At 73.8% G+C, this 19,007-nt stretch carries 13 protein-coding genes; 11 read left to right on the top strand and 2 right to left on the bottom strand.

Features of this window, described 5'->3' with window-relative positions:
• The first annotated feature begins 1 nt into the window (after position 1).
• The 5 genes from ACIQZO_RS09590 (at position 2) to ACIQZO_RS09570 (ending at position 7,855) form a co-directional block, all read left to right on the top strand.
• A complete protein-coding gene (locus ACIQZO_RS09590) occupies positions 2-3,013 on the top strand; it encodes an AAA family ATPase (RefSeq protein WP_403622607.1) in 3,012 nt (1,003 codons plus the stop codon).
• 196 nt (positions 3,014-3,209) lie between these two features.
• Positions 3,210-4,817: a phospholipase gene (locus ACIQZO_RS09585; RefSeq protein ID WP_403622604.1), complete on the top strand. Its 1,608-nt coding sequence runs from the start codon at positions 3,210-3,212 to the stop codon at positions 4,815-4,817.
• A 157-nt stretch (positions 4,818-4,974) separates the two neighbouring features.
• Positions 4,975-6,072 (top strand): LLM class flavin-dependent oxidoreductase, encoded by a 1,098-nt coding sequence (locus ACIQZO_RS09580; RefSeq protein ID WP_403622601.1) that lies wholly within the window; start codon positions 4,975-4,977, stop codon positions 6,070-6,072.
• Entirely contained in the window at positions 6,069-6,722 is a 654-nt protein-coding gene (locus tag ACIQZO_RS09575; RefSeq protein WP_403622598.1) for a CE1759 family FMN reductase, read from the top strand. Before ACIQZO_RS09580 ends, ACIQZO_RS09575 begins: the two co-directional genes overlap by 4 nt.
• 137 nt (positions 6,723-6,859) lie before the next feature.
• Positions 6,860-7,855, top strand: coding sequence for an alpha/beta fold hydrolase (locus ACIQZO_RS09570; RefSeq protein ID WP_403622595.1), 996 nt, complete (start codon positions 6,860-6,862; stop codon positions 7,853-7,855).
• Positions 7,856-7,887: 32 nt separating this feature from the next.
• Here ACIQZO_RS09570 and ACIQZO_RS09565 read toward each other — a convergent pair whose 3' ends face one another.
• Complete coding sequence (locus tag ACIQZO_RS09565; RefSeq protein WP_403622591.1) at positions 7,888-8,784, bottom strand: arginase family protein; 897 nt, start codon at positions 8,782-8,784, stop codon at positions 7,888-7,890.
• A gap of 314 nt (positions 8,785-9,098) precedes the next feature.
• Positions 9,099-10,088, bottom strand: a complete 990-nt coding sequence (locus ACIQZO_RS09560) for a phospholipase (protein WP_403622588.1) — start codon at positions 10,086-10,088, stop codon at positions 9,099-9,101.
• Positions 10,089-10,592: 504 nt separating this feature from the next.
• Between ACIQZO_RS09560 and ACIQZO_RS09555 the strand changes: the two genes are divergently transcribed.
• The 6 genes from ACIQZO_RS09555 to ACIQZO_RS09530 all read left to right on the top strand — a co-directional run bounded on the left by ACIQZO_RS09555 (position 10,593) and on the right by ACIQZO_RS09530 (position 18,984).
• Positions 10,593-10,781, top strand: a complete 189-nt coding sequence (locus ACIQZO_RS09555) for a thiazolylpeptide-type bacteriocin (protein WP_403622585.1) — start codon at positions 10,593-10,595, stop codon at positions 10,779-10,781.
• A gap of 21 nt (positions 10,782-10,802) precedes the next feature.
• Complete coding sequence (locus ACIQZO_RS09550; protein ID WP_403622582.1) at positions 10,803-10,985, top strand: thiazolylpeptide-type bacteriocin; 183 nt, start codon at positions 10,803-10,805, stop codon at positions 10,983-10,985.
• Positions 10,986-11,145: 160 nt separating this feature from the next.
• Entirely contained in the window at positions 11,146-13,860 is a 2,715-nt protein-coding gene (locus ACIQZO_RS09545; RefSeq protein WP_403622579.1) for a hypothetical protein, read from the top strand.
• Positions 13,861-13,904: 44 nt separating this feature from the next.
• Positions 13,905-15,080, top strand: a complete 1,176-nt coding sequence (locus tag ACIQZO_RS09540; protein ID WP_403622576.1) for a lantibiotic dehydratase C-terminal domain-containing protein — start codon at positions 13,905-13,907, stop codon at positions 15,078-15,080.
• Positions 15,077-17,053 (top strand): hypothetical protein, encoded by a 1,977-nt coding sequence (locus tag ACIQZO_RS09535; protein WP_403622573.1) that lies wholly within the window; start codon positions 15,077-15,079, stop codon positions 17,051-17,053. The genes ACIQZO_RS09540 and ACIQZO_RS09535 overlap by 4 nt, the downstream gene beginning before the upstream one ends.
• Positions 17,050-18,984 (top strand): TOMM precursor leader peptide-binding protein, encoded by a 1,935-nt coding sequence (locus tag ACIQZO_RS09530; RefSeq protein WP_403622570.1) that lies wholly within the window; start codon positions 17,050-17,052, stop codon positions 18,982-18,984. Before ACIQZO_RS09535 ends, ACIQZO_RS09530 begins: the two co-directional genes overlap by 4 nt.
• The last annotated feature ends 23 nt before the right edge of the window (positions 18,985-19,007 follow it).

The raw sequence follows: 19,007 nt of genomic DNA, 5'->3' as shown, positions 1-19,007 counted from the left end.
CATGCGCCTGCACACCCTGCACCTGCAGGCCTTCGGACCCTTCGCCGGTGTCCACACCGTGGATTTCGACGCCCTCACCAGTGACGGACTGTTCCTCCTCCACGGCGACACCGGTGCCGGCAAGAGCACCGTCTTCGCCGCGATCTGCGTCGCCCTCTACGGAGAGCCCCCGACCGACCGGAACCTGCAACTGCGCAGTGACCACGCGCCCGCCGGCCTGCTGACCGAGGTGACGCTCGAGGTCACCCTCGCCGGAAAGCGCCTGCGGATCCGGCGCGTACCCGCCCAGCTGAAGGCGAAGCTCCGAGGGGAGGGCACCACCACGCAGAAAGCCGAGACCTACCTCAGCGAATGGACCCTGGACCCCTCCGGACACGGCCGCTGGGAAGCGCTCAGTAAGTCCCACCGGGAGGCCGCGGACGAGATCAAGGAGCTGCTCGGCATGAGCCGGCAGCAGTTCTGCCAGGTCGTCCTCCTGCCGCAGAACGAGTTCACCAAGTTCCTGCGCGCGAGCGCCTCCGAGCGCAAAGGCCTGCTCGGCAAGCTCTTTCAGACCCACCGCTTCGGTTCCGTCGAGGACTGGCTGGCAGGACGGAAGACCACCCTCGCCAAACAGCGCGACGAGGCCCGCACGGCCGTCCTGCGCCTGACCGAACGCATCCAGCAGGAGGCCGGCGCCGACCTCGAGCCGGATCAGGGCGCACCCGTCGACTCCGACCCCGCCACCCTCACCGGCCCCGCCCTGACCTGGGCGACCGCCCTGCACGCCAAGGCAGCTGCGCGGGAACGCGAGGCCGCGACCGATGCCGCCCTCGCGGAGGAGGAACTGACCGGCGTCCGTGACAGCGAACGCACCGTACGCGAACGCGCCACCCACCAGCAGGCGCACCGCCAAGCGAGCCTCCAGCTCCGGACACTGGACGAACAGGCGGACCGGCAGGCCGTCCTCGGCCGGCGCAGGCATGACGCGCGGCAGGGACAGCAGGTCACTCCGCTGCTGAAGGCCGCGGATATGGCGACGGCGCTGCACACCCGCGCGCAGGACGAAGAGCGGCGCGCTCGTACCCTCCTGAACCCCGAGCACGCGACACTCGGCGCCGGCGAACTCACCCGGGCCGGACAGCACCTGCGCGCCGACATCGGCGCACTCGAAGCGCTGCTGCCCGATGAGGCCGACCTCCAGCAGCACAGGACGGATCTGCGGAAACTGGATGACGAACGCCAGGAACTCGCCCAGGACCTGCGCGACGCCACGGCATGGCTCAACGACGCGCCCGAACGCCGTACGGAGCTCGGCGCCCGGCTGGAAGCCGCACGTAACGCGGAGGAGAACAGCCGCGAACAGGCCTCGGCGCTGAAGCTGCTCGCCACCCGGTCGGAGGCGGCGAAGCGCCGCGACACTTACGTCGAGCAGACCGGTGAGGCCGACCGGACCGTCCGTGCGGCGCAGGCAGCGACGAACGAGGCGGCCCAGGAGCACATCAGCATCCGGCGCAGGCGCACGGACGGCATGGCCGCCGAACTCGCCCTCCAGCTCATTGACGGCGAGCCCTGCGCGGTCTGCGGCTCGCCCACCCACCCGGACCCCGCCGCCCCGCACACCGACCAGCCGACGGCCGCCGACGAAAAGGCCGCCGAATCCCGTCACGCACAGGCCCAGGACCATCAGCAGACCCTCCAGGGCGCGCTGCAGCAACTCCTCGAGAAGGCGGCGGCCGCCCGGGGCGAGGCAGGCGGCGACATCTCCCTGGCCGACCTCACCGCCGACCACTCCGCGCTCAAGGACCGGCTGGCAGAGGCCCTCCGTGCCGCGGCCGACGCGGGCCCGGCAAGCGAGGAACTCACCGCCCTGGAGGAGCAGTACACCCGGACCGACAGCGTCCGAACCACCGCGGCCACCCGGTTGGCCGCAGCCGACGCCGGCTACGACGGGCTCGCCACCAGGATGGAGGAACTCGACCGGAAGCTCGCCACCGCCCGCGCCGGTTCCCCCACTCTCGCCCGCCGGATCGCGCACCTCACGCAGGCCGCCGACCACCTCGCCGGCGCGGCCGAGCGCGCCGACGCCACCTCCCGTACGGCCACGGAACACGGGCAGGCGGCCGACCGGGCGGAGCAAGCCGCCCGGTCGGCCGGATTCGACTCCCTGGAGGCAGCTGAGCGAGCGCTGCTGTCCGACGAGGAGATCCGCGTCCTGGAGGACGAGATCAACCAGTGGCGCGAGCAACGCGCAGCCGCCGCCGCACGCCTGCAGGATCCCGATCTCGCCGAAGCCGCCGGCCTGCCCGCCGCCGATCCCGACGAGGCCACCGCGCAGCTCGCCGCCGCCACCACCCGCCACACGCACAGCCATGCCGCAGCCGTACGGACCACCGAACGCACCCGTGCCCTCGCCGGTCTACTGGCCCAGCTGACCCCCCACATCGAGAGCCTCGAACCCCTCGAAGCGGACTACCGCACCGTCGACCACCTCCATGGCCTGGTCAACGGCACTTCGCCCAGCAACCGGCTCCGCATGCAGCTCGAGGCCTACGTCCTGGCCGCACGCCTCGAAGAAGTCGTCGCGGCCGCCAACACGCGCCTCACCCACATGTCGGAGCACCGCTACACGCTCGTCCACTCCGATGTCCGGGCCTCGCACGGCGCCCGCTCCGGCCTGGGGCTGAAGGTCACCGACGCCTGGACGGGGAAGGACCGTGACACCGACACTCTCTCCGGTGGCGAATCCTTCTTCGCCTCCCTCTCCCTCGCCCTGGGCCTGGCCGACGTCGTCACCGCCGAATCGGGCGGCCGAGCCCTCGACACCCTCTTCATCGACGAAGGCTTCGGCACCCTCGACGAGGACACCCTCCACAAGGTCCTCGATGTCCTGGACTCCCTGCGCGCACACGACCGTACGGTCGGCGTCATCAGCCACGTCCCGGAACTGCGCCGACGGATCACCCACCGTCTTCACGTCCGCAAGACGAGCACCGGCTCCACCCTCGTCCGGCTGACCGAAGCGGCACAGTGACGCCGCCCCGGCCCCGGACCGCCGCGCGGCCCGGGGCCGGGGACCCGCGTGCGGCGGGGGATCCGAGGGTGGCCGGAACTCGCCCGGAGCGGGTGAACACAGGGCTACTTACTGGTAACTTGCGCGAGTTGATCAAGGTCGGAGGTGTGGCCGACCACGCTCCCGGCCAGAGCCACCCCCCAGTCAAGGAACCACATTGGCACGCACCGTCCGTACGACGGCCCTCGTCTCCACCGCGGCCCTCGCACTCGGCCTCTCCCTCCTCGGCGCCGCCCCCGCGTCCGCCGCGGGCGCCGTTCCCACACCGCACCTGGACTCGGTCGAGCAGGCCTTGCGCCAGGTCTCGCCGGGCCTGGAGGGCTCGGTCTGGGAACGCACCGCCGGTAACCGGTTCGGCTCCTCCACCCCCGGCGGCGCCGACTGGCTGCTCCAGACGCCCGGTTGCTGGGGCGACGCCGCCTGCACCGACCGGCCCGGATCGCGCCGGCTCCTGGACAAGATCCGCCGGGACATCGCCGACGCCCGGCAGACGGTCGACATATCGACGCTGGCACCCTTCCCCAACGGCGGCTACCAGGAGGCCATCGTCGCGGGCCTCAAGGAATCCGCCCAGAAGGGCAACCGGCTGAAGGTGCGCATCCTGGTGGGCGCCGCACCCGTCTACCACTCCACGGTGATCCCGTCCTCCTATCGCAATGAGCTGCTCGCGAAGCTGGGCCCGGCCGCCGCGGGCAACATCACCCTGAACGTGGCCTCGATGACCACTTCGAAGACCGCGTTCTCCTGGAACCACTCCAAGCTGGTCGTGGTGGACGGAAGTTCGGTGATCACCGGCGGCATCAACAGCTGGAAGGACGACTACCTGGAGACCTCGCACCCGGTGAGCGATGTCGACCTCGCGCTGACCGGTCCCGCCGCGGGCTCCGCGGGCCGCTACCTGGACTCGCTGTGGGACTGGACCTGCCGCAACAGGAGCAACTGGAGCTCGGTCTGGTTCGCCGCCTCGCCCGGCGCCGACTGCATGCCCTCCCTGCCCCGGCCGGCCGTCCCCGAGGGCGGGGGCGACGTACCCGCGCTCGCCGTCGGCGGTCTCGGCGTCGGCATCCGCCAGAGCGACCCGACCTCCTCCTTCCGCCCGGTCCTGCCCACGGCCGGCGACACCAAGTGCGGCATCGGCATCCACGACAACACCAACGCCGACCGCGACTACGACACCGTCAATCCGGAGGAGAGTGCCCTGCGCGCCCTGGTCTCCAGCGCGGCCTCGCACATCGAGATCTCCCAGCAGGACGTGCACGCCACCTGCCCGCCGCTGCCCCGCTACGACGTGCGCCTCTACGACGCCCTCGCCGCGAAGCTCGTCTCCGGTGTGAAGGTCCGCATCGTCGTGAGCGACCCGGCGAACCACGGCGCAATCGGCAGCGGCGGCTACTCGCAGATCAAGTCGCTGTCCGAGGTGAGCGACGCCCTGCGCGGCCGGGTGGCCGCCCTGACCGGTGACGGCGGCCGGGCGCGCACGGCCCTGTGCGAGAACCTCCAGCTGGCCACGTTCCGCGCCTCCGACCGGCCGACCTGGGCGGACGGCAAGCCGTACGCCCAGCACCACAAGCTGGTCTCGGTCGACGGTTCGGCCTTCTACATCGGCTCCAAGAACCTGTACCCGTCCTGGCTCCAGGACTTCGGGTACATCGTCGAGAGCCCGGCGGCGGCCGGACAGCTGAAGAGCGACCTGCTGGACCCGCAGTGGCGGTACTCCCAGGCCACCGCGACGTACGACTACGCCCGCGGCCTCTGCCAGGGCTGACACCCCCTGCGCGAGCGCGCCCCCGCCCCCGCCCCGCCCTTCCGCCGTGCGGAGCGGGGGCGGTCCGCTGTCGGCGCCCACCGGGAATATCCCGGTCGCACCCTCCGTTCCCAGGTATAGTTGAATGGTGAACAATCTTGGGAAGGGAAGGGCAGTCATGCAGTTCGGGATCTTCACCGTCGGAGACGTCACGGCCGATCCGACGACCGGACGCGTGCCCGGCGAGCACGAACGCATCAAGGCGATGCTCGCCATCGCGCAGAAGGCCGAGGAGGTCGGCCTCGACGTCTTCGCCACCGGCGAGCACCACAATCCGCCGTTCGTCCCTTCCTCGCCGACGACGATGCTCGGCTACATCGCCGCACGCACCGAGAACCTGATCCTGTCCACGTCCACCACGCTGATCACCACGAACGACCCGGTGAAGATCGCCGAGGACTTCGCGATGCTCCAGCACGTCGCGGACGGCCGCGTCGACCTCATGATGGGCCGCGGCAACACCGGACCGGTCTACCCCTGGTTCGGCAAGGACATCCGCGACGGCATCGACCTCGCCATCGAGAACTACGCCCTGCTGCGCCGCCTGTGGGACGAGGACACCGTCACCTGGAAGGGCAAGTTCCGCACCCCGCTGCAGTCCTTCACCTCCACCCCGCGCCCCCTGGACGGCGTCGCGCCCTTCGTGTGGCACGGCTCCATCCGCTCGCCCGAGATCGCCGAACAGGCCGCGTACTACGGCGACGGTTTCTTCCACAACAACATCTTCTGGCCCGCCTCCCACACCGAGCAGATGGTGAACCTGTACCGGCAGCGCTACGCCCACTACGGGCACGGCACCCCCGAACAGGCCATCGTCGGGCTCGGCGGCCATGTCTTCATGCGCAAGAACTCCCAGGACGCGGTGCGCGAGTTCCGGCCCTACTTCGACAACGCCCCGGTCTACGGCCACGGCCCGTCCCTGGAGGAATTCACCTCCCAGACGCCCCTGACCGTCGGCTCCCCCCAGCAGGTCATCGAACGCACCCTGTCCTTCCGGGACTACGCCGGCGACTACCAGCGCCAGCTGTTCCTGATGGACCACGCGGGCCTGCCCCTGAAGACCGTCCTGGAACAGCTCGACCTCCTCGGCGAAGAGGTCGTACCCGTCCTGCGCAAGGAGTTCGCGAGCCTGCGCCCGGCCGGTGTACCGGACGCGCCGACCCACCCGGACCGCGTGGCAGCGGCCCGGCAGACCCCGAAGGAGGCGCAGGCATGAAGCTCGTCGTCGTATCGGCAGGGCTGAGCTCGCCCTCCTCCACGCGGCTCCTCGCCGACCGGCTCACGGCCGCCACCCTGGACCGCGTGGACGCCGCAACCGAAGTGATCGAACTGCGGGAACTGGCGACGGAGATCGCCCAGCACTTCGTCACCGGCTTCCCGCCCGCCCGACTGGCCGCCGCACTCGACGCGGTGGCGGCCGCCGACGCTCTGATCGCCGTCACACCCGTCTTCGCGGGCTCGTACAGCGGCCTGTTCAAGTCGTTCTTCGACCTCATCGACAAGGACGCCCTCACCGGCAAGCCGGTCCTCCTCGGCGCGACCGGCGGCACGGCCCGGCACTCCCTGGTCACCGAACACGCCCTGCGCCCCCTGTTCACCTACCTGCGCGCACTCGTCCTGCCGACCGCCGTGTACGCGGCCTCGGAGGACTGGGGCGAGCAGGGGCTGGCCCGGCGGATCACCCGCGCGGGCACGGAACTGGCGCGCTTCATGAGCCCCGCCGCCCGGGACACCGCTCCCGCCCCCGACACCGCCGCCGCGATCGCCCCCCGTTCCCCGACCGGGGCGATCACCTCGACGGACCCGGCGCACGGCTTCACGATCGTGCCGTTCGCGCAGCGGCTGGCCGCGCTGCAGACCGCGTAGGGCCGGGGGAGAGCGGCCCTGCCCGAGCCTCTTTTTGCCGAACCGGCAACGGGACTCGCCACCCCGCTCCGCCACTCGCATGATCGGGTACCGGTCCCGGCGCACGGCGGGGCAGGTCGAGACCCCTGGAGGATTTCATGTCGCAGCAGGCCGCGGAAGCCACGCACCGGATGGTGCCCTCACCCGCGGGCCGCATCCACGTGGTGGAGCAGGGCACCGGTCCCCTGGTGCTGCTCGTCCACGGCTTCCCGGAGTCCTGGTACTCCTGGCGCCACCAGCTGCCGGCCCTGGCCGCGGCCGGGTACCGCGCTGCCGCCGTCGACGTCCGCGGCTACGGCCGTTCCTCCAGGCCCGGCGACCTGCGGGCGTACCGGATGCTGGAACTCGTGGAGGACAGCGCCGCCGTCGTGCACGCCCTGGGCGAAGCCTCCGCGGTGATCGTCGGCCACGACTGGGGTTCGGCCATCGCCGCCAACTCCGCCCTGGTGAGGCCGGACGTCTTCCACGCCGTGGGGATGCTCAGCGTTCCCTACGCCCCGCGCGGCGGACCGCGCCCCAGCGAGGTCTTCGCGCAGCTGGGTGTGGGCGGGGACGAGGAGTTCTACGTCTCCTACTTTCAGGAGCCCGGCCGGGCCGAGGCCGAGATCGAGCCCGACGTACGTGCCTGGCTCGCGGGCTTCTACGCCGCCTTCTCCGGCGACACCATGCCCGCCCCCGGGGCGCCCGGCACCCCCGGACCGCACTTCGTCGGCAAGGGCGGTCTGCTGCGCGACCGCTTCCCCACCGGCCGGCTGCCCGCCTGGCTCGGCGAGGGGGACCTGGGCGTCTACGCCGGGGAGTTCGAGCGGACCGGCCTGAGCGGGGCACTGAACCGGTACCGGAACATGGACCGGGACTGGGAGGACCTCGCCGCCTTCGACGGCGCCCCCGTCACCCAGCCGTCCCTGTTCGTCGGCGGCGGGCTGGACGCCTCCACCACGTGGATGGCCGACGCGATCAAGGCCTTCCCCGCCACCCTGCCCGGCCTGCTCTCCTCCCGGATCCTCGACGGCTGCGGCCACTGGATCCAGCAGGAGCGCCCCGCCGAGGTCAACCGGCTCCTGACCGACTGGCTCGCCGCCCTACCCGCCTGAAGTTCCGCCTCCTGCCGCTCAGTGGTCCGCGCTCACCTTCCGCGGCCGGTCCGCGCCGACATTCCGCGGACCAGGCTTTCGCAGAGGCGTGCGGCCAGTGAGCCGTCGGGATCGAGGCGCGGGTTGAAGATCGTGACATCGACTCCGACGGCTCGTTCGTCGGCCAGCGCGATCCGCAGGACGGTCTCCAGCTCCGGCCATGTCAGCCCACCGGGGATGTGGTAGTCGACGGCCGGCATGAGTGCGTCGTCCAGGACATCGACGTCGAGGTGCACCCAGAACCCGGCGCTCGCGCCGTAGCCGAGCCGATCGACCGCACGGTGCGCCGCCGCGTCGGCGCCGACGGCACGCACACCGTCCAGGTCGATGGTCAGCAGCTCCGCGGGGAGCGGCTGCATTCCCGCCCCGGCGGACTCGGAGGTGTCGCGGAAGCCGAACACGACGACGTCCTCGTCGCGCACCAGGGGCCCGCGGCCCTCGAGGTCCGTCAGCAGCCGGGGCCCACGGCCCGTGGCGAGGGCGAGTTCCATCGAGGCCGCCTCGCCGGTCGGTTCGGCGGCAGGCTGGTAGAAGTCGGTGTGGCCGTCGAGGAACAGCAGCCCGTACCGTCCGCGGCGCCGCAGGCACAGGAGGTTGCCGAGCAGGATGCTGCAGTCGCCGCCGAGGACCACGGGGAAGAAGCCGTCGTCGAGAACGCTGCCGACCGCGTCGGCCAGGGCGGCGGCGTATCGTGCGATGCCGCGAGGATTGAGGATCCCCGTGGCCTCGTCCCGCCGCGGGTCGTACGCGGGAGCCTCGACCCGGCCGGTCCGCACGGCCCCCAGCCGCTCGGCCAGCCCGGCGCCGAGCAGAGCCGCGGGCAGGTCCTGGACCCCCGAGGGCCGCAGGCCGAGTACGGACGGCGCCTCGATGATCGCCGGCTTCCGCATGTCCGCACCTCTTCGCCGTCGCCCGCGCGGAACGCCGCACGCTGCCTGAACCGCACCGACAACCCCGTACCCCCGCAAAGGCGCCGCTGCGCAGGAGCGGCTCCGCGACTGCACCGGCGGACACCACGAAGGCCCCGACATCGACTCGGGGCCTCCGTGCACTTCGCTGACCAGTCAGTACAACGACCTTGGCGAGCCGAGGTCACGGCCCGAGCCGGCCCGGCCCGAGCCGGCCGCGCCCCCGGCCGGTGGGAGCGAGGGGCGGATCACCGAACGGCCTGCCCGACCGGGCGGCGGCCGACGATGCCCGTGCGCTACCTGAACAGGCGGTCACCCGGGGTGGCCATGCGGTGGGTGCCGCTGTGGCGGTTCACCCAGTCGCGGATGAGGCCGATGGAGTTGGCGCACTGCCAGCTGTCGTCGTACTCGCGCACTCCGGTGAAGGCCCCGTAGCCCGCGATGATGCCGTCCACGCGCCCGTCGCCCAGCAGCTTGTCGATGTACCAGGGGTCGTTGTAGGTGGTCGTCCAGGACAGTGTGGCCGCGAGCCGTCCGGCGTCCCGGTCCGCGGCGCCCTTCTTCAGTTCCGCGCACGTGTAGTACGTGGCTTCCGTGCAGTTGCCGAACCCCTTGGTGATGTCGCTGTCGCCGTAGTCCATCACCCGGCGGCCGGCCGGGAATCCGGAACCGGAGCGGTCGAAGGCGCCGAGGACCTGATCGCGGGTTCCGGTCGTCGTGATGCCCTCCAGGCTGCCGAGCCGGCCTTCCAGGCTCTTCCAGCCCCTGCCGCCGACGTCCGGGGTGCTGCCGCCGTGGTACTCGTAGAACCCGTAGAGCACCGGGATTCCGGCAGCCGTCAGCCGCTGCGCCGCCTCGCGCAACCCGGCGACGCTGCACCCGCGGTTCTCCCGCTCTCCGCAGTAGTTCGGGTCCTTGATGTCCAGCCAGACCAGCGCCAGCCGGCGGCCTGCGGCGGCGTGGGAGAGAATCCGGTCGATCATGCTGTCGAAGCTGGGGCCCAGCCGGTTGTCACCGGCCGAGGAGCAGTCGTGATAGGCCCGCCATTCGTTCGGGTTCCACCAGGCGCAGACGTCTATCTCAATGCTGTTGGCGCCGTGCTTGAGGGCGGCGTCCACGCCGTCCAGGGTGTCCACGCGATGCGCAATGGCGTAGACGGGGTGACGCTGATCGGCAGCCGCCGCAGGGGCCGTGCCGAGCGCGGTGCTGCCGATGATCGCGCACAGGGCCGCGATCAGCGCCAGGAGCGACCGTGGGCCGGCCCCACGCCTGAGGTGAGTGGACAAGGGAATCCTCCGTCATGTCGGTGTTCGAAGCGGACGATTGAACTCACCGATCATGCTGGCACGCAATAAATGCATGATGAATGAAATTGGCGCGGGAGCGGCCCTCGAGTGGCGGGAAAGCGGCTTCACTCCCTGTGTGGCAATACGCACTTCAAGGTTTTTCCGGCCAAGGGGCACCATTTTTCGGCCTCCTGGAACTCGTCGGCCCCCGCCTCGTGAATTCCTGCGCCCCCGACGGAAAATGCGGCCGCTTACGCTCCGGCGGGGCTCGAGCATCCCCGCGGAATACTGGGGCGCGGCCGGAACACCGGCCCGAACACCCCACCCCCGGCCGGTTTCGGCCGGCAGCAACGCGAACAAGTCGAAACGGACTTGCCCAGGTGGCGAGCAGAAGTCCCACGCGCTTGCCGCTGTCCGCACGACCTCGTAATGCTTTCCGACGATCCGGTCGATCGACGTTCAGTGCATCTTCGGCTTTCCGCTTCCACATCCCGGGAGACATGTATGTCCGACACCGCACGTACCCCCGAAGTCGAACTCCACGACCTGGAGCTGGACCTCGGCGACCTCACCGTCACCTCGATGCGGGACACTGCCGCGCTGCCCGAGGGTGGGGCCTCCTGGGGCTCCTGCTCCTGCCAGGGGTCGTCGTCCTGCGCCCAGCCGCACGACGCCATCGCCCTCGAGGCCTGACCCGCACACGAGAGGAAGACCATGAACGACAGCACGCAGTCATCCGGTTTCGACCTCGACGACCTCGATCTCGGTGAACTCACCGTGACCTCCATGCGGGACACGGTCGCGCTGCCCGAGGGCGGCGCGTCCAACGGAGGCAGCTCCTGCTCCTGCGGCTCGTCCTCCTGCGCCCACCCGCAGCTGCCGGAACTCCCCGTGTAGCGGATAGAGGCGCACCACCGCACCACCGCACCACCGCACGACGGCACCACCGTACGACCGCACACCGCTGGGCAGCACCACCGCCACGCAGACGCTTCCCGCCGTGCCCCGCGCCCGGCGGGAAGCCCGCGCGCCGCCCCCACCCACAGGACGGGAACCCATGCCGCAGCCGCACCCCACCCCCGGCGCCGTCGGCTACCGGGTACGGTCCGCGCCCCACGCGCTGGCCCGCGCCACCGTGCTCGCCCACCCGGCCCAGCACCCGGCCGCGGCCGCCTTCCGGGACCAGCTGGCCCGCCTCCACCGGCTCGACACCGAACTGGCCCTGACCGCCGCACCGCTGTGCGACGACCTCTACGCGGCCCGCGACAGCCACCCCGCCGCATTCCACCGCGATGTCGTCCTGCCCCTGCGGCGGGCCCTGCACAACGGCCGTGCACCCCGCCCCGCCGTGCTCGCCCGCCTGGGCGACCTACCGGCCCGTCTTCCCCGGCTCGGCGCCTGGCTCACCCTGCGCACCGCCCGCGAGGCCCTCCTCGCCGGCCTCGAGGCCGCCGCGGGCCCCGCCCTCGACGCCGAACGCGCCGCGCTCGCCGCGCTCTGCCGCGAACCCGCCCTCGCCAAGGCCACCGCCCTGACCAGCGCCGACCTGCTGCGCGCCGTGAACCGCGCCGCCACCGGCGCGGCCGATCGCCGGGCCCGCAAGGAGGAGCCCACCGTGCTGCGCTACGCCCTGCGGGCCAGCACCAAGACGAGTCCGCTGTCCTGGTTCACGGCGGTCGGCTGGGGCCCGCTGGCCGGCGCCCCAGCCGGCGGCCCGGCGTACGGTCCGGCCCGCCCGGTCACCTCCTGGGGCGCCGCGCCCGTACTCGACGGTCCGCTGCGATCCGTCGTACGGGCCAACCGCACCCTGACGACCGCGCTGACCCTCGCCCTCCTCGACGCGCCGCACCGCCGGACCACGCTGCCCCACCGCATCACCAGCACCGCACGGACCGCAGGCGGACGGGCCGCGTACTTCCGCGACCGGCCCTCCTTCGCGGGCGGCCGCTACCTCGTGCCCGGCGAGGACGAGGCGGAGGTGGCCTCCGGCGGACCGCTGCGCCTGCTCACCGCACTCGCCGAGGACCCCGTGCCGCTCACGGAGTTGACACGGCGTCTGGCCGCGGCACTCTCCCCGACCGGCGCCGGCGCCGGCGTCTGTGACGACGCCGGTGACGGCGGCCGGGCCGCGGCCGCGGCCTTTCTCGACCGGCTCGCCCGTGCGGACCTGCTGGTCCCGCAGGACCCCGTCCCTCCGCAGGACCCCGATCCCCTGCGACGCCTCGCCGCCTGGCTACGCTCCTTCGCGCCCGAGCACCCCGAGGACGCACGACGCGCCGACCGGATCGCCGAACTCGGCTCGCTGACCGACCGGTTCGCCGCCGCCCCGGCCGCGGAGCGGCCCGACCGGCTCACCGCCCTCGCCGGGCGCTGGACCGCCGAGCTGGCCGCCGCCGGCCGGCCCGTCCCCACCGCCTCCGCCCCGCTGACCGTCCTGTCCGAGGACGTGGTCGCCCCGCGCCCGCTGGCGCTGGACGGCTTCCTCGGCGCCGCCGACCACGAGGCGCTCGGCGAGGTCACCGCCCTCGCCGAACTCTTCGACCTCGGCCACCTCGTCCGCCGCGCCCTGCGGGACCGCTTCGTCGAGCGCTACGGCGTCGGCGGGCGATGCGCGCACCCCTGGGAGTTCGGCGCCGATGTCACCGCCGCCTGGGAGTCCGCCGGACGGATCGCCCTCCTCGCGCCCGCCGACCGGGACGCCTTCCCCAGCGCGACCGAACCGCTGGCCCGCCTGCGCGCGGAGGTCGCGGACGCCCTCCATCCCTGCGAGGACGCCGCCGACGAGGCGGTGCTGCCCGCGGACACCCTCAAGACCCTGGGGGAGCGGCTCCCCGCCCCGACCGTCGAACGGCCCCTCAGCTACGCCTACTTCCTCCAGCGCGACCCCGTCACCGGGCTGCTGGCCGTCAACCACGTCTACGGGGGATGGGGCCGGTTCGTCAGCCGCTTCCTGGACTCTCTGGACCCCCTCGCCACCGCCGAGGTGTCCCGGCAGATCCGCCGCGGCCTCGGCCCCGGCGCCCGCGCCGCCCAGATCCGGCCCGTCGGCGGGTTCAACGCCAACCTCCACCCCCTCCTCGTCCCCGACGAGATCGGCCCCGACCGGGACCGCGCCCCGCTCGCCGAGGCCGACCTCGAACTGGTCCACGACGAAGCGACCGACCAGGTCCGGGTATGCCTGCGGACCACCGGGGAGCCGCTCGACGTGCTGTACCCCGGCTTCCTCGCCCCCGTTCTGCTGCCGGCCCGCATCGCGCCCCACCTCGCCGACCACCCGGGCGGTGTCGTCGACTTCCGGCCCCTGGCCCCCCGCCGGGCCCTGGCCGTACCCGGCGGGACCGTCACCGTCAGCTCCCGGCTGCGCCACCGGCACGTCGTGCTCCAGCGCCGACGCTGGCTGCTGCCGTCCGGCGTGGTGGCCCGGCTGCGAGCCGACCTCGCCGCCGACACCGGCCCCGGCGGGGTCCCGGCTGCCGCCGCGGCCGACTGGCGCGCCCTGCTGGGGCTGCCCGAGCAGGTCTTCCTGCACCCGGTGGCCGGAGCCCCCACCGGCCGGGCCACCGCGGACTTCCTGAACCGGCTGGCTCGCCCCAAGCCGCACCTCGCGGACCTCGGCAACGCCCTGCACCTGCGCTGCCTGGCCAAGTGGCTCTCCCGGCACACCGACGGCGTCGTCCTCGAAGAGGCACTACCCGCACCGGGCGGCCTGGCCGAGCCCGTCCGGGCCGTCGAACTCGTCCTGGAGGTCTACCGGGACGGACGCCCGCGATGACCCGCCCCCCGAGCCCGCAGCACCAGCAGAGGAGCACGCCGGACATGCCGTCCCCCGACCCCGAAGCCCCCGCGGCAGCAGACCCGCGCGACAGCGGCGCGCTGGACGTCGTCGCGTACTACCACCACCCGGTCAAGGCTCCGCTGCTGCGCGAGGTGATGCTGCCGCTCGCCGCGGCCGCCACCGCGGACGGGACCCCCGCCCACGTGGAACGGCACTGGCTGCACGGCCCGCACCTGCGGCTGCGCCTGCAGGGCGCCGATCCCGCCCGGGTGGCGGCCACCGCCGAGAGCGCGGCCGGGCACGTCCGTACCTGGCTGCGCGCGCACCCCTCGCACAGCGACCTCACCGAGGCCCAGCTCCTGGAAGGGGCCGCCGAGGCCGGGCGCGCCGAACTCGTCCCCCCGCCCTACGGGCCGGTCGTCCCCGACAACACGGTCCGGATCGAGCCCGTCGACCGGTCCTCCGTACGCGGCCTGCTCGGAGCGGACGGGACCGCTCTGCGGGAGGACCTGCTGCGCTCCGGCCTGGACGCCCTGCGCGCCGGTTCCGGCTTCCTCGGCCGACACGGGGACACCGACCGGGCCCGGCTCCGCCTCGCGGTGACCGCCCTCGCGGCCCACGCCTGCGCCCATCCCGGCGGTCTGACGGGCGGGCACTGGTCCTACGTATCCCACCTGGAGGACTTCCTGCTCCACGACGACCCGGACGGAAGGCTCCGCGCCACCTTCGAACGGCACGCGGAGCGCGCCGGGGACACCGTGACCGCCCTCGTCGGACGGATCGCCGACGGGCACGCGGATGACTGGGAACAGGCCTGGGCCGACTTCTCGCGGGGCGCCTGGCGGCTCGTGCAGGAGCGCCACGCGGCCGGCGCCGACCTGGAGGGAGACCCCCTCGCCTACCGGGTCCGGGCAGCCGCCACCGGGGACGCCGCCGCGTACGAGCGCTGGAACCAGGACATCCGCACCCGCTACAGCGAGTTCCACCGACTGCTGCGCCGGGCGGACCCGCAGGGTGCGATGTGGAGCCGCCCCGACTACCTCATCCACCGGGCCTCCACGAATGCCCTGTACCGGCTGCTGACCGTCTGCGACGTCCGTCCCCTGGAGCGCTACCTCGCCGCGCACCTGGTCGTCCGCGCCGTGCCCGCCCTGACCGGCTGCGACTGGCGCACCGAGGTCGGCGCCGTCATCGACGCGGTGGAGGCACGGTCATGACGGGCGAGGACACCGCGGGCGCGGCCGTGACGGATGCGGAGACGCCCGGCGCGGACACGATCGGCGCGGACCCCGGCAGTGGCCGCGCGAGCGGCGGCGACCGGCTGCGCCCCGGCGAACCGCTGCGCTCCGGCGACCGGCTGCGCCCCGGCACCGCCGTCACACCGCTGCGCGCCGGCCTGCACCTGCGGGGGCGGCGCGGCTGCGTCACGCTGGAAGGCAGTACCGCCGTTCCGGTGGTGTGGGGCCTGCTGGAGGAACCCCTGCGCTCCGGCCGCCTCGCGGAGTTCCGGGAAGGCCTGGAACCGGCCTCGCCCGTCCGCGTCGCCGTCGACACCCTCGTCGCCCGACTCGCCGAACACGACCTCCTCGTCCCCGGACCACCCGCCGCGACGGACCGCGCAGCGGCGACGGACCCCGCCGCCGCGGTGGACCCCGCCGTCGCGCGATGGATCGACGCCACGGCCGCGCACCCCGCCGACGCGGCCGCGGCCCTCGCCGCCGCCCGGGCCGAGGTGCTGGCCCGCGACCCGGCCTCCCCGCCCGCCGCCGCCGCGGTTCGGGCGCTGGAGGCCGGCGGTCTGCCCGTCACCCGCACCCCCGACCCGGAGTTGCCCGGGGGCCAGGTCCTGCTGACCGTCCGCGGCCCCGGCCGGGACCGGGCGGTCGTCGCCGGACTGGGCGGCGCCACCGGATACGTGACCGCCCCCGGCAGCGCCGCCCAGGCACGCGCCGACGCGGCAGCCCTGGAGGCCCGACTCGCCGACAGCGGCGACGGAGTCGGGGACGGCAGTGACCCGCAACCCCTCGCCGTTCCGGACGCGTTCGCCGCGCTGCTGGCCGGCGCCGCCGCGCACCGACTGCTCTGCGCGGCCGCCGGGCTGCCCGACCCGGCCACCGAGGCGGACGACCCGCGCCTGCTCCCCGGGATCCCCGCCGTCCTCCTCGCCGACGCCCGCCCCGCGCGCGCCGACCACCACAGCTGGCTCGGCCCCGAGCGGATCGACGCCGACCGCCGTGTCCGCCTCGCACCCCCGGCCGACCTCGCCGAGGCACTGCGGCGGATCGCCGCCCTGGGGGAGCGCCGCTGCGGCCCCCTGCCCGGGCCGCAGCCGGGAGAACTGCCGCAGCTCCCGGTGCCCCTCGCCGCCTGTACTCTGCCCGGCCCCGCCCGGGGCGATGCCGGGGCGCCCCGCACGCTGACCGGAGGTGGGCCCCGGCTCGACCTGGCCCGGCTGGAACTGTTCTGCCGCGCCGCGGAACTGGTGCTCGGGGACGCCGAGTTCACCGTCGGCGCCGACCCGGGGCATGCCCGTGGCCGAGCCCTGCGGCACTCCACCGCGCGCCGCCTCGCCGCCATCCCGGACGGCCGTAGCGCGGTGCACCCGGCCCGGTGGTCCGGCCACCCGCAGCTCCGCCACTGGTGGCGGACCCTGACCGATCGGCTCGCCGTTCCCGCGCGGCTGGAGGTGCACCGGGCGGCCCCCCGCGCCGAGGCGTACCGCGCCGTGGTCCGCGGCACGTCGGCGAGCCCGGGGCGCGGGCCGGGCCCGGTGCTCGGCGAAGCCGTCGAGGCCACGCCCGGCGACGCGGCCGCCTTCGCCGCGCTGGCCGCGGTCACCGCCGCCTGCACCGCCGCGGCCGGGGTGTCCGCCGGCAGGCCCAGGCCCTCCGGCGGTGCGGTCGCCCCGCTGGCGGTGGCAGGTGCACGCACCGCCGCCTGGGAGGACCTCGGCTGGACCGCGGGATGGCTCGCAGACCTGGCCGGCCGCGAGGAGGCCTTCCAGCACACTCTGCACCAGCTGTCCGGGCCCGGGGCCAGAGCCGACGGCTTGGTCAAGCCCTTCACGCCCTTCACGGCCTTCGCGCCCGTTACGCCCGTGACGCCGGACTCCGCACCGGATCCCGAACCCGCCGGTCTGCTGCGCTCCTTCGGCCTCATCGTGCTGCGCACGGCCGAGGAGGTCCGATGACCGGCCCCGCGGTCGCTCCCTCACCAATCCCCGTGCTGGACGCGACCGCCGCCCTGGCGTCCACCACCGGCAGGGCCGCCGTGCTGCTGACCCACTGGACGCTCGGCCTCGCCGAAGAACTCAGCCGCCATGCCCTGAGCCGGCCCGTGGCCCTGGTTCCGGTGCGCTTCGACGGGGCGCTGGCGGTGGTCGGGCCGGTGCTCCGGCCGGGCGGTGCGGCCTGCCTCGTCTGCGCCGAGTACCAGCGGCTGGCTACGGCGGGCGGCCGGGTCCCGTGGCAGAGCCCGAAGCTGACCCTGGCCGGAGTGCCCTCACCGGCCCTGACCCCGGCCGTCGAGGCCCTCGTACGGGACCTCCTCGACCACCCCGACCCGTACCCGTACCCGTACCCGCACCCGGATTCGGACTCCGACCCGGATCTGGACTCGGCCGACGTCCACGTCGTCCACCAAGGCCGCGGCACCTGGTCCACCCACCGCGTGCGCCCCGTCGGCGGCTGCGATGTGTGCCGCCCGCTGTCCACCGACACCCGGGCCCGGCTCCGTCCGCCGGCCGCAGAACCGCGCCCGATGCCCGACCCGGCCGTGCTGCGCGGCCCCAACTCCCGTACGACCGCTGCCGCACTGCGGGCCGCCCTGTTCGACGAGCGGTTCGGGCCGGTGCGGCTGCTGCGCCGCTCCGAGGACTCCGCGTTCAGCCTCACCAGCGCGATCGTCACCGATGGCCGGTCCGTGGACGACGGCGGTCACGGCCGGGCCCGCACCTTCGCCGACAGCGAGCGCATCGCCCTCTTCGAGGCCGTCGAACGCCATGCGGGCATGCGCCCGACCGGCCGCCGTACCGACCTGGAGGCCTCCTTCGCGGAGCTGGGGCCCGACCGGGCACTGGACCCCGAACGGCTCGGCCTGCCCGACCCAGCCCACCACGGTCACCCCGCCTCGCCCACCGTCCCGTACACCCCGGAACTGCCGCTCCACTGGGTGCAGGGCTGGTCCCTCACCCGCCGCAGACCGATCGCGGTCCCCGAGCACGTCGCGTACTGGGACGTGCCCGGCCCCGGACGCCCGCGCGTCGTCTACGAGTCCTCGAACGGCTGCGGGCTCGGTAACAGCCCCGAAGAGGCCTCGCTGTACGGGCTGTTCGAGGTCGCCGAACGCGACGCCTTCCTCATGGCCTGGTACGCGGCCACCCCGCTGCGCCGCGTCCACCTGCCGTCCGGCGACACCGACACCCTGCTCCTCGCGGACCGGGCGGAGGCCGCGGGCTACCGGCTCCATCTCCTCGACGCGACCAACGACTTCGCCGTCCCGGCTGTCCTGGCCGTCTGCCGCTACGAGGGCAACCACCCGGACGCGCCACGGATGTTCCTGGCTGCCGGCGCGCACCACGATCCGCGCGCCGCCCTCCGCTCCGCCGTCGCCGAGGTCGTCACCAACGTACTGGAGGCACCGCACCGCTCCTTCGCGGAGGGAGGGCCGCGCGACCCCGAACGGCTGCGTCCCATGCTGGACAACCCGGAGCTCGTCCTCACCCTGGACGACCACGTCGGGCTGAACACCCTGCCCGAGGCGGCCCCCCGCCTGGAGTTCCTCTTCGCCGACACCCCCGTCGTACCGGTCGCCGAGGCCTGGCCCGGTGCCCCCGCGCCGGTGCCCGACCTCCGCGACCTCCTCATGCGGACCGTCGACCGGTTGGCCCGGGCCGGGCTGGAGGTGATCACCGTCGACCAGAGCCAGCCGGGGCTGCGCGAGCGGTTCGGCCTGCACTGCGTGAAGGTCATCGTCCCCGGCGCGCTCCCGATGACCTTCGGGCACGTCAACCGGCGCACCCTCGGCCTGTCCCGGCTGCTGGAAGTGCCCCACCGCCTGGGCCGGACCGGCCGACCCGGGCGCCACGAGGAACTGCCCCTGCACCCGCACCCCTTCCCCTGACCCATCGCCCCCGCCCCACCCGA

The sequence above is a fragment of the Streptomyces sp. NPDC097617 genome (assembly GCF_044761485.1).
Taxonomy (GTDB): domain Bacteria; phylum Actinomycetota; class Actinomycetes; order Streptomycetales; family Streptomycetaceae; genus Streptomyces.
The sequence above is the reverse complement of the archived record's forward strand: the minus strand, read 5'-3'. Positions and strand labels throughout refer to the sequence as shown.

Coding starts and splice junctions, on each gene's coding strand:
- ACIQZO_RS09535 (WP_403622573.1), top strand. CDS start 15,077: ATGACGGGCGAGGACACCGCGGGCGCGGCCGTGACGGATGCGGAGACG.
- ACIQZO_RS09530 (WP_403622570.1), top strand. CDS start 17,050: ATGACCGGCCCCGCGGTCGCTCCCTCACCAATCCCCGTGCTGGACGCG.
- ACIQZO_RS09570 (WP_403622595.1), top strand. CDS start 6,860: ATGTCGCAGCAGGCCGCGGAAGCCACGCACCGGATGGTGCCCTCACCC.
- ACIQZO_RS09550 (WP_403622582.1), top strand. CDS start 10,803: ATGAACGACAGCACGCAGTCATCCGGTTTCGACCTCGACGACCTCGAT.
- ACIQZO_RS09540 (WP_403622576.1), top strand. CDS start 13,905: ATGCCGTCCCCCGACCCCGAAGCCCCCGCGGCAGCAGACCCGCGCGAC.
- ACIQZO_RS09590 (WP_403622607.1), top strand. CDS start 2: ATGCGCCTGCACACCCTGCACCTGCAGGCCTTCGGACCCTTCGCCGGT.
- ACIQZO_RS09545 (WP_403622579.1), top strand. CDS start 11,146: ATGCCGCAGCCGCACCCCACCCCCGGCGCCGTCGGCTACCGGGTACGG.
- ACIQZO_RS09555 (WP_403622585.1), top strand. CDS start 10,593: ATGTCCGACACCGCACGTACCCCCGAAGTCGAACTCCACGACCTGGAG.
- ACIQZO_RS09575 (WP_403622598.1), top strand. CDS start 6,069: ATGAAGCTCGTCGTCGTATCGGCAGGGCTGAGCTCGCCCTCCTCCACG.
- ACIQZO_RS09565 (WP_403622591.1), bottom strand. CDS start 8,784: ATGCGGAAGCCGGCGATCATCGAGGCGCCGTCCGTACTCGGCCTGCGG.
- ACIQZO_RS09580 (WP_403622601.1), top strand. CDS start 4,975: ATGCAGTTCGGGATCTTCACCGTCGGAGACGTCACGGCCGATCCGACG.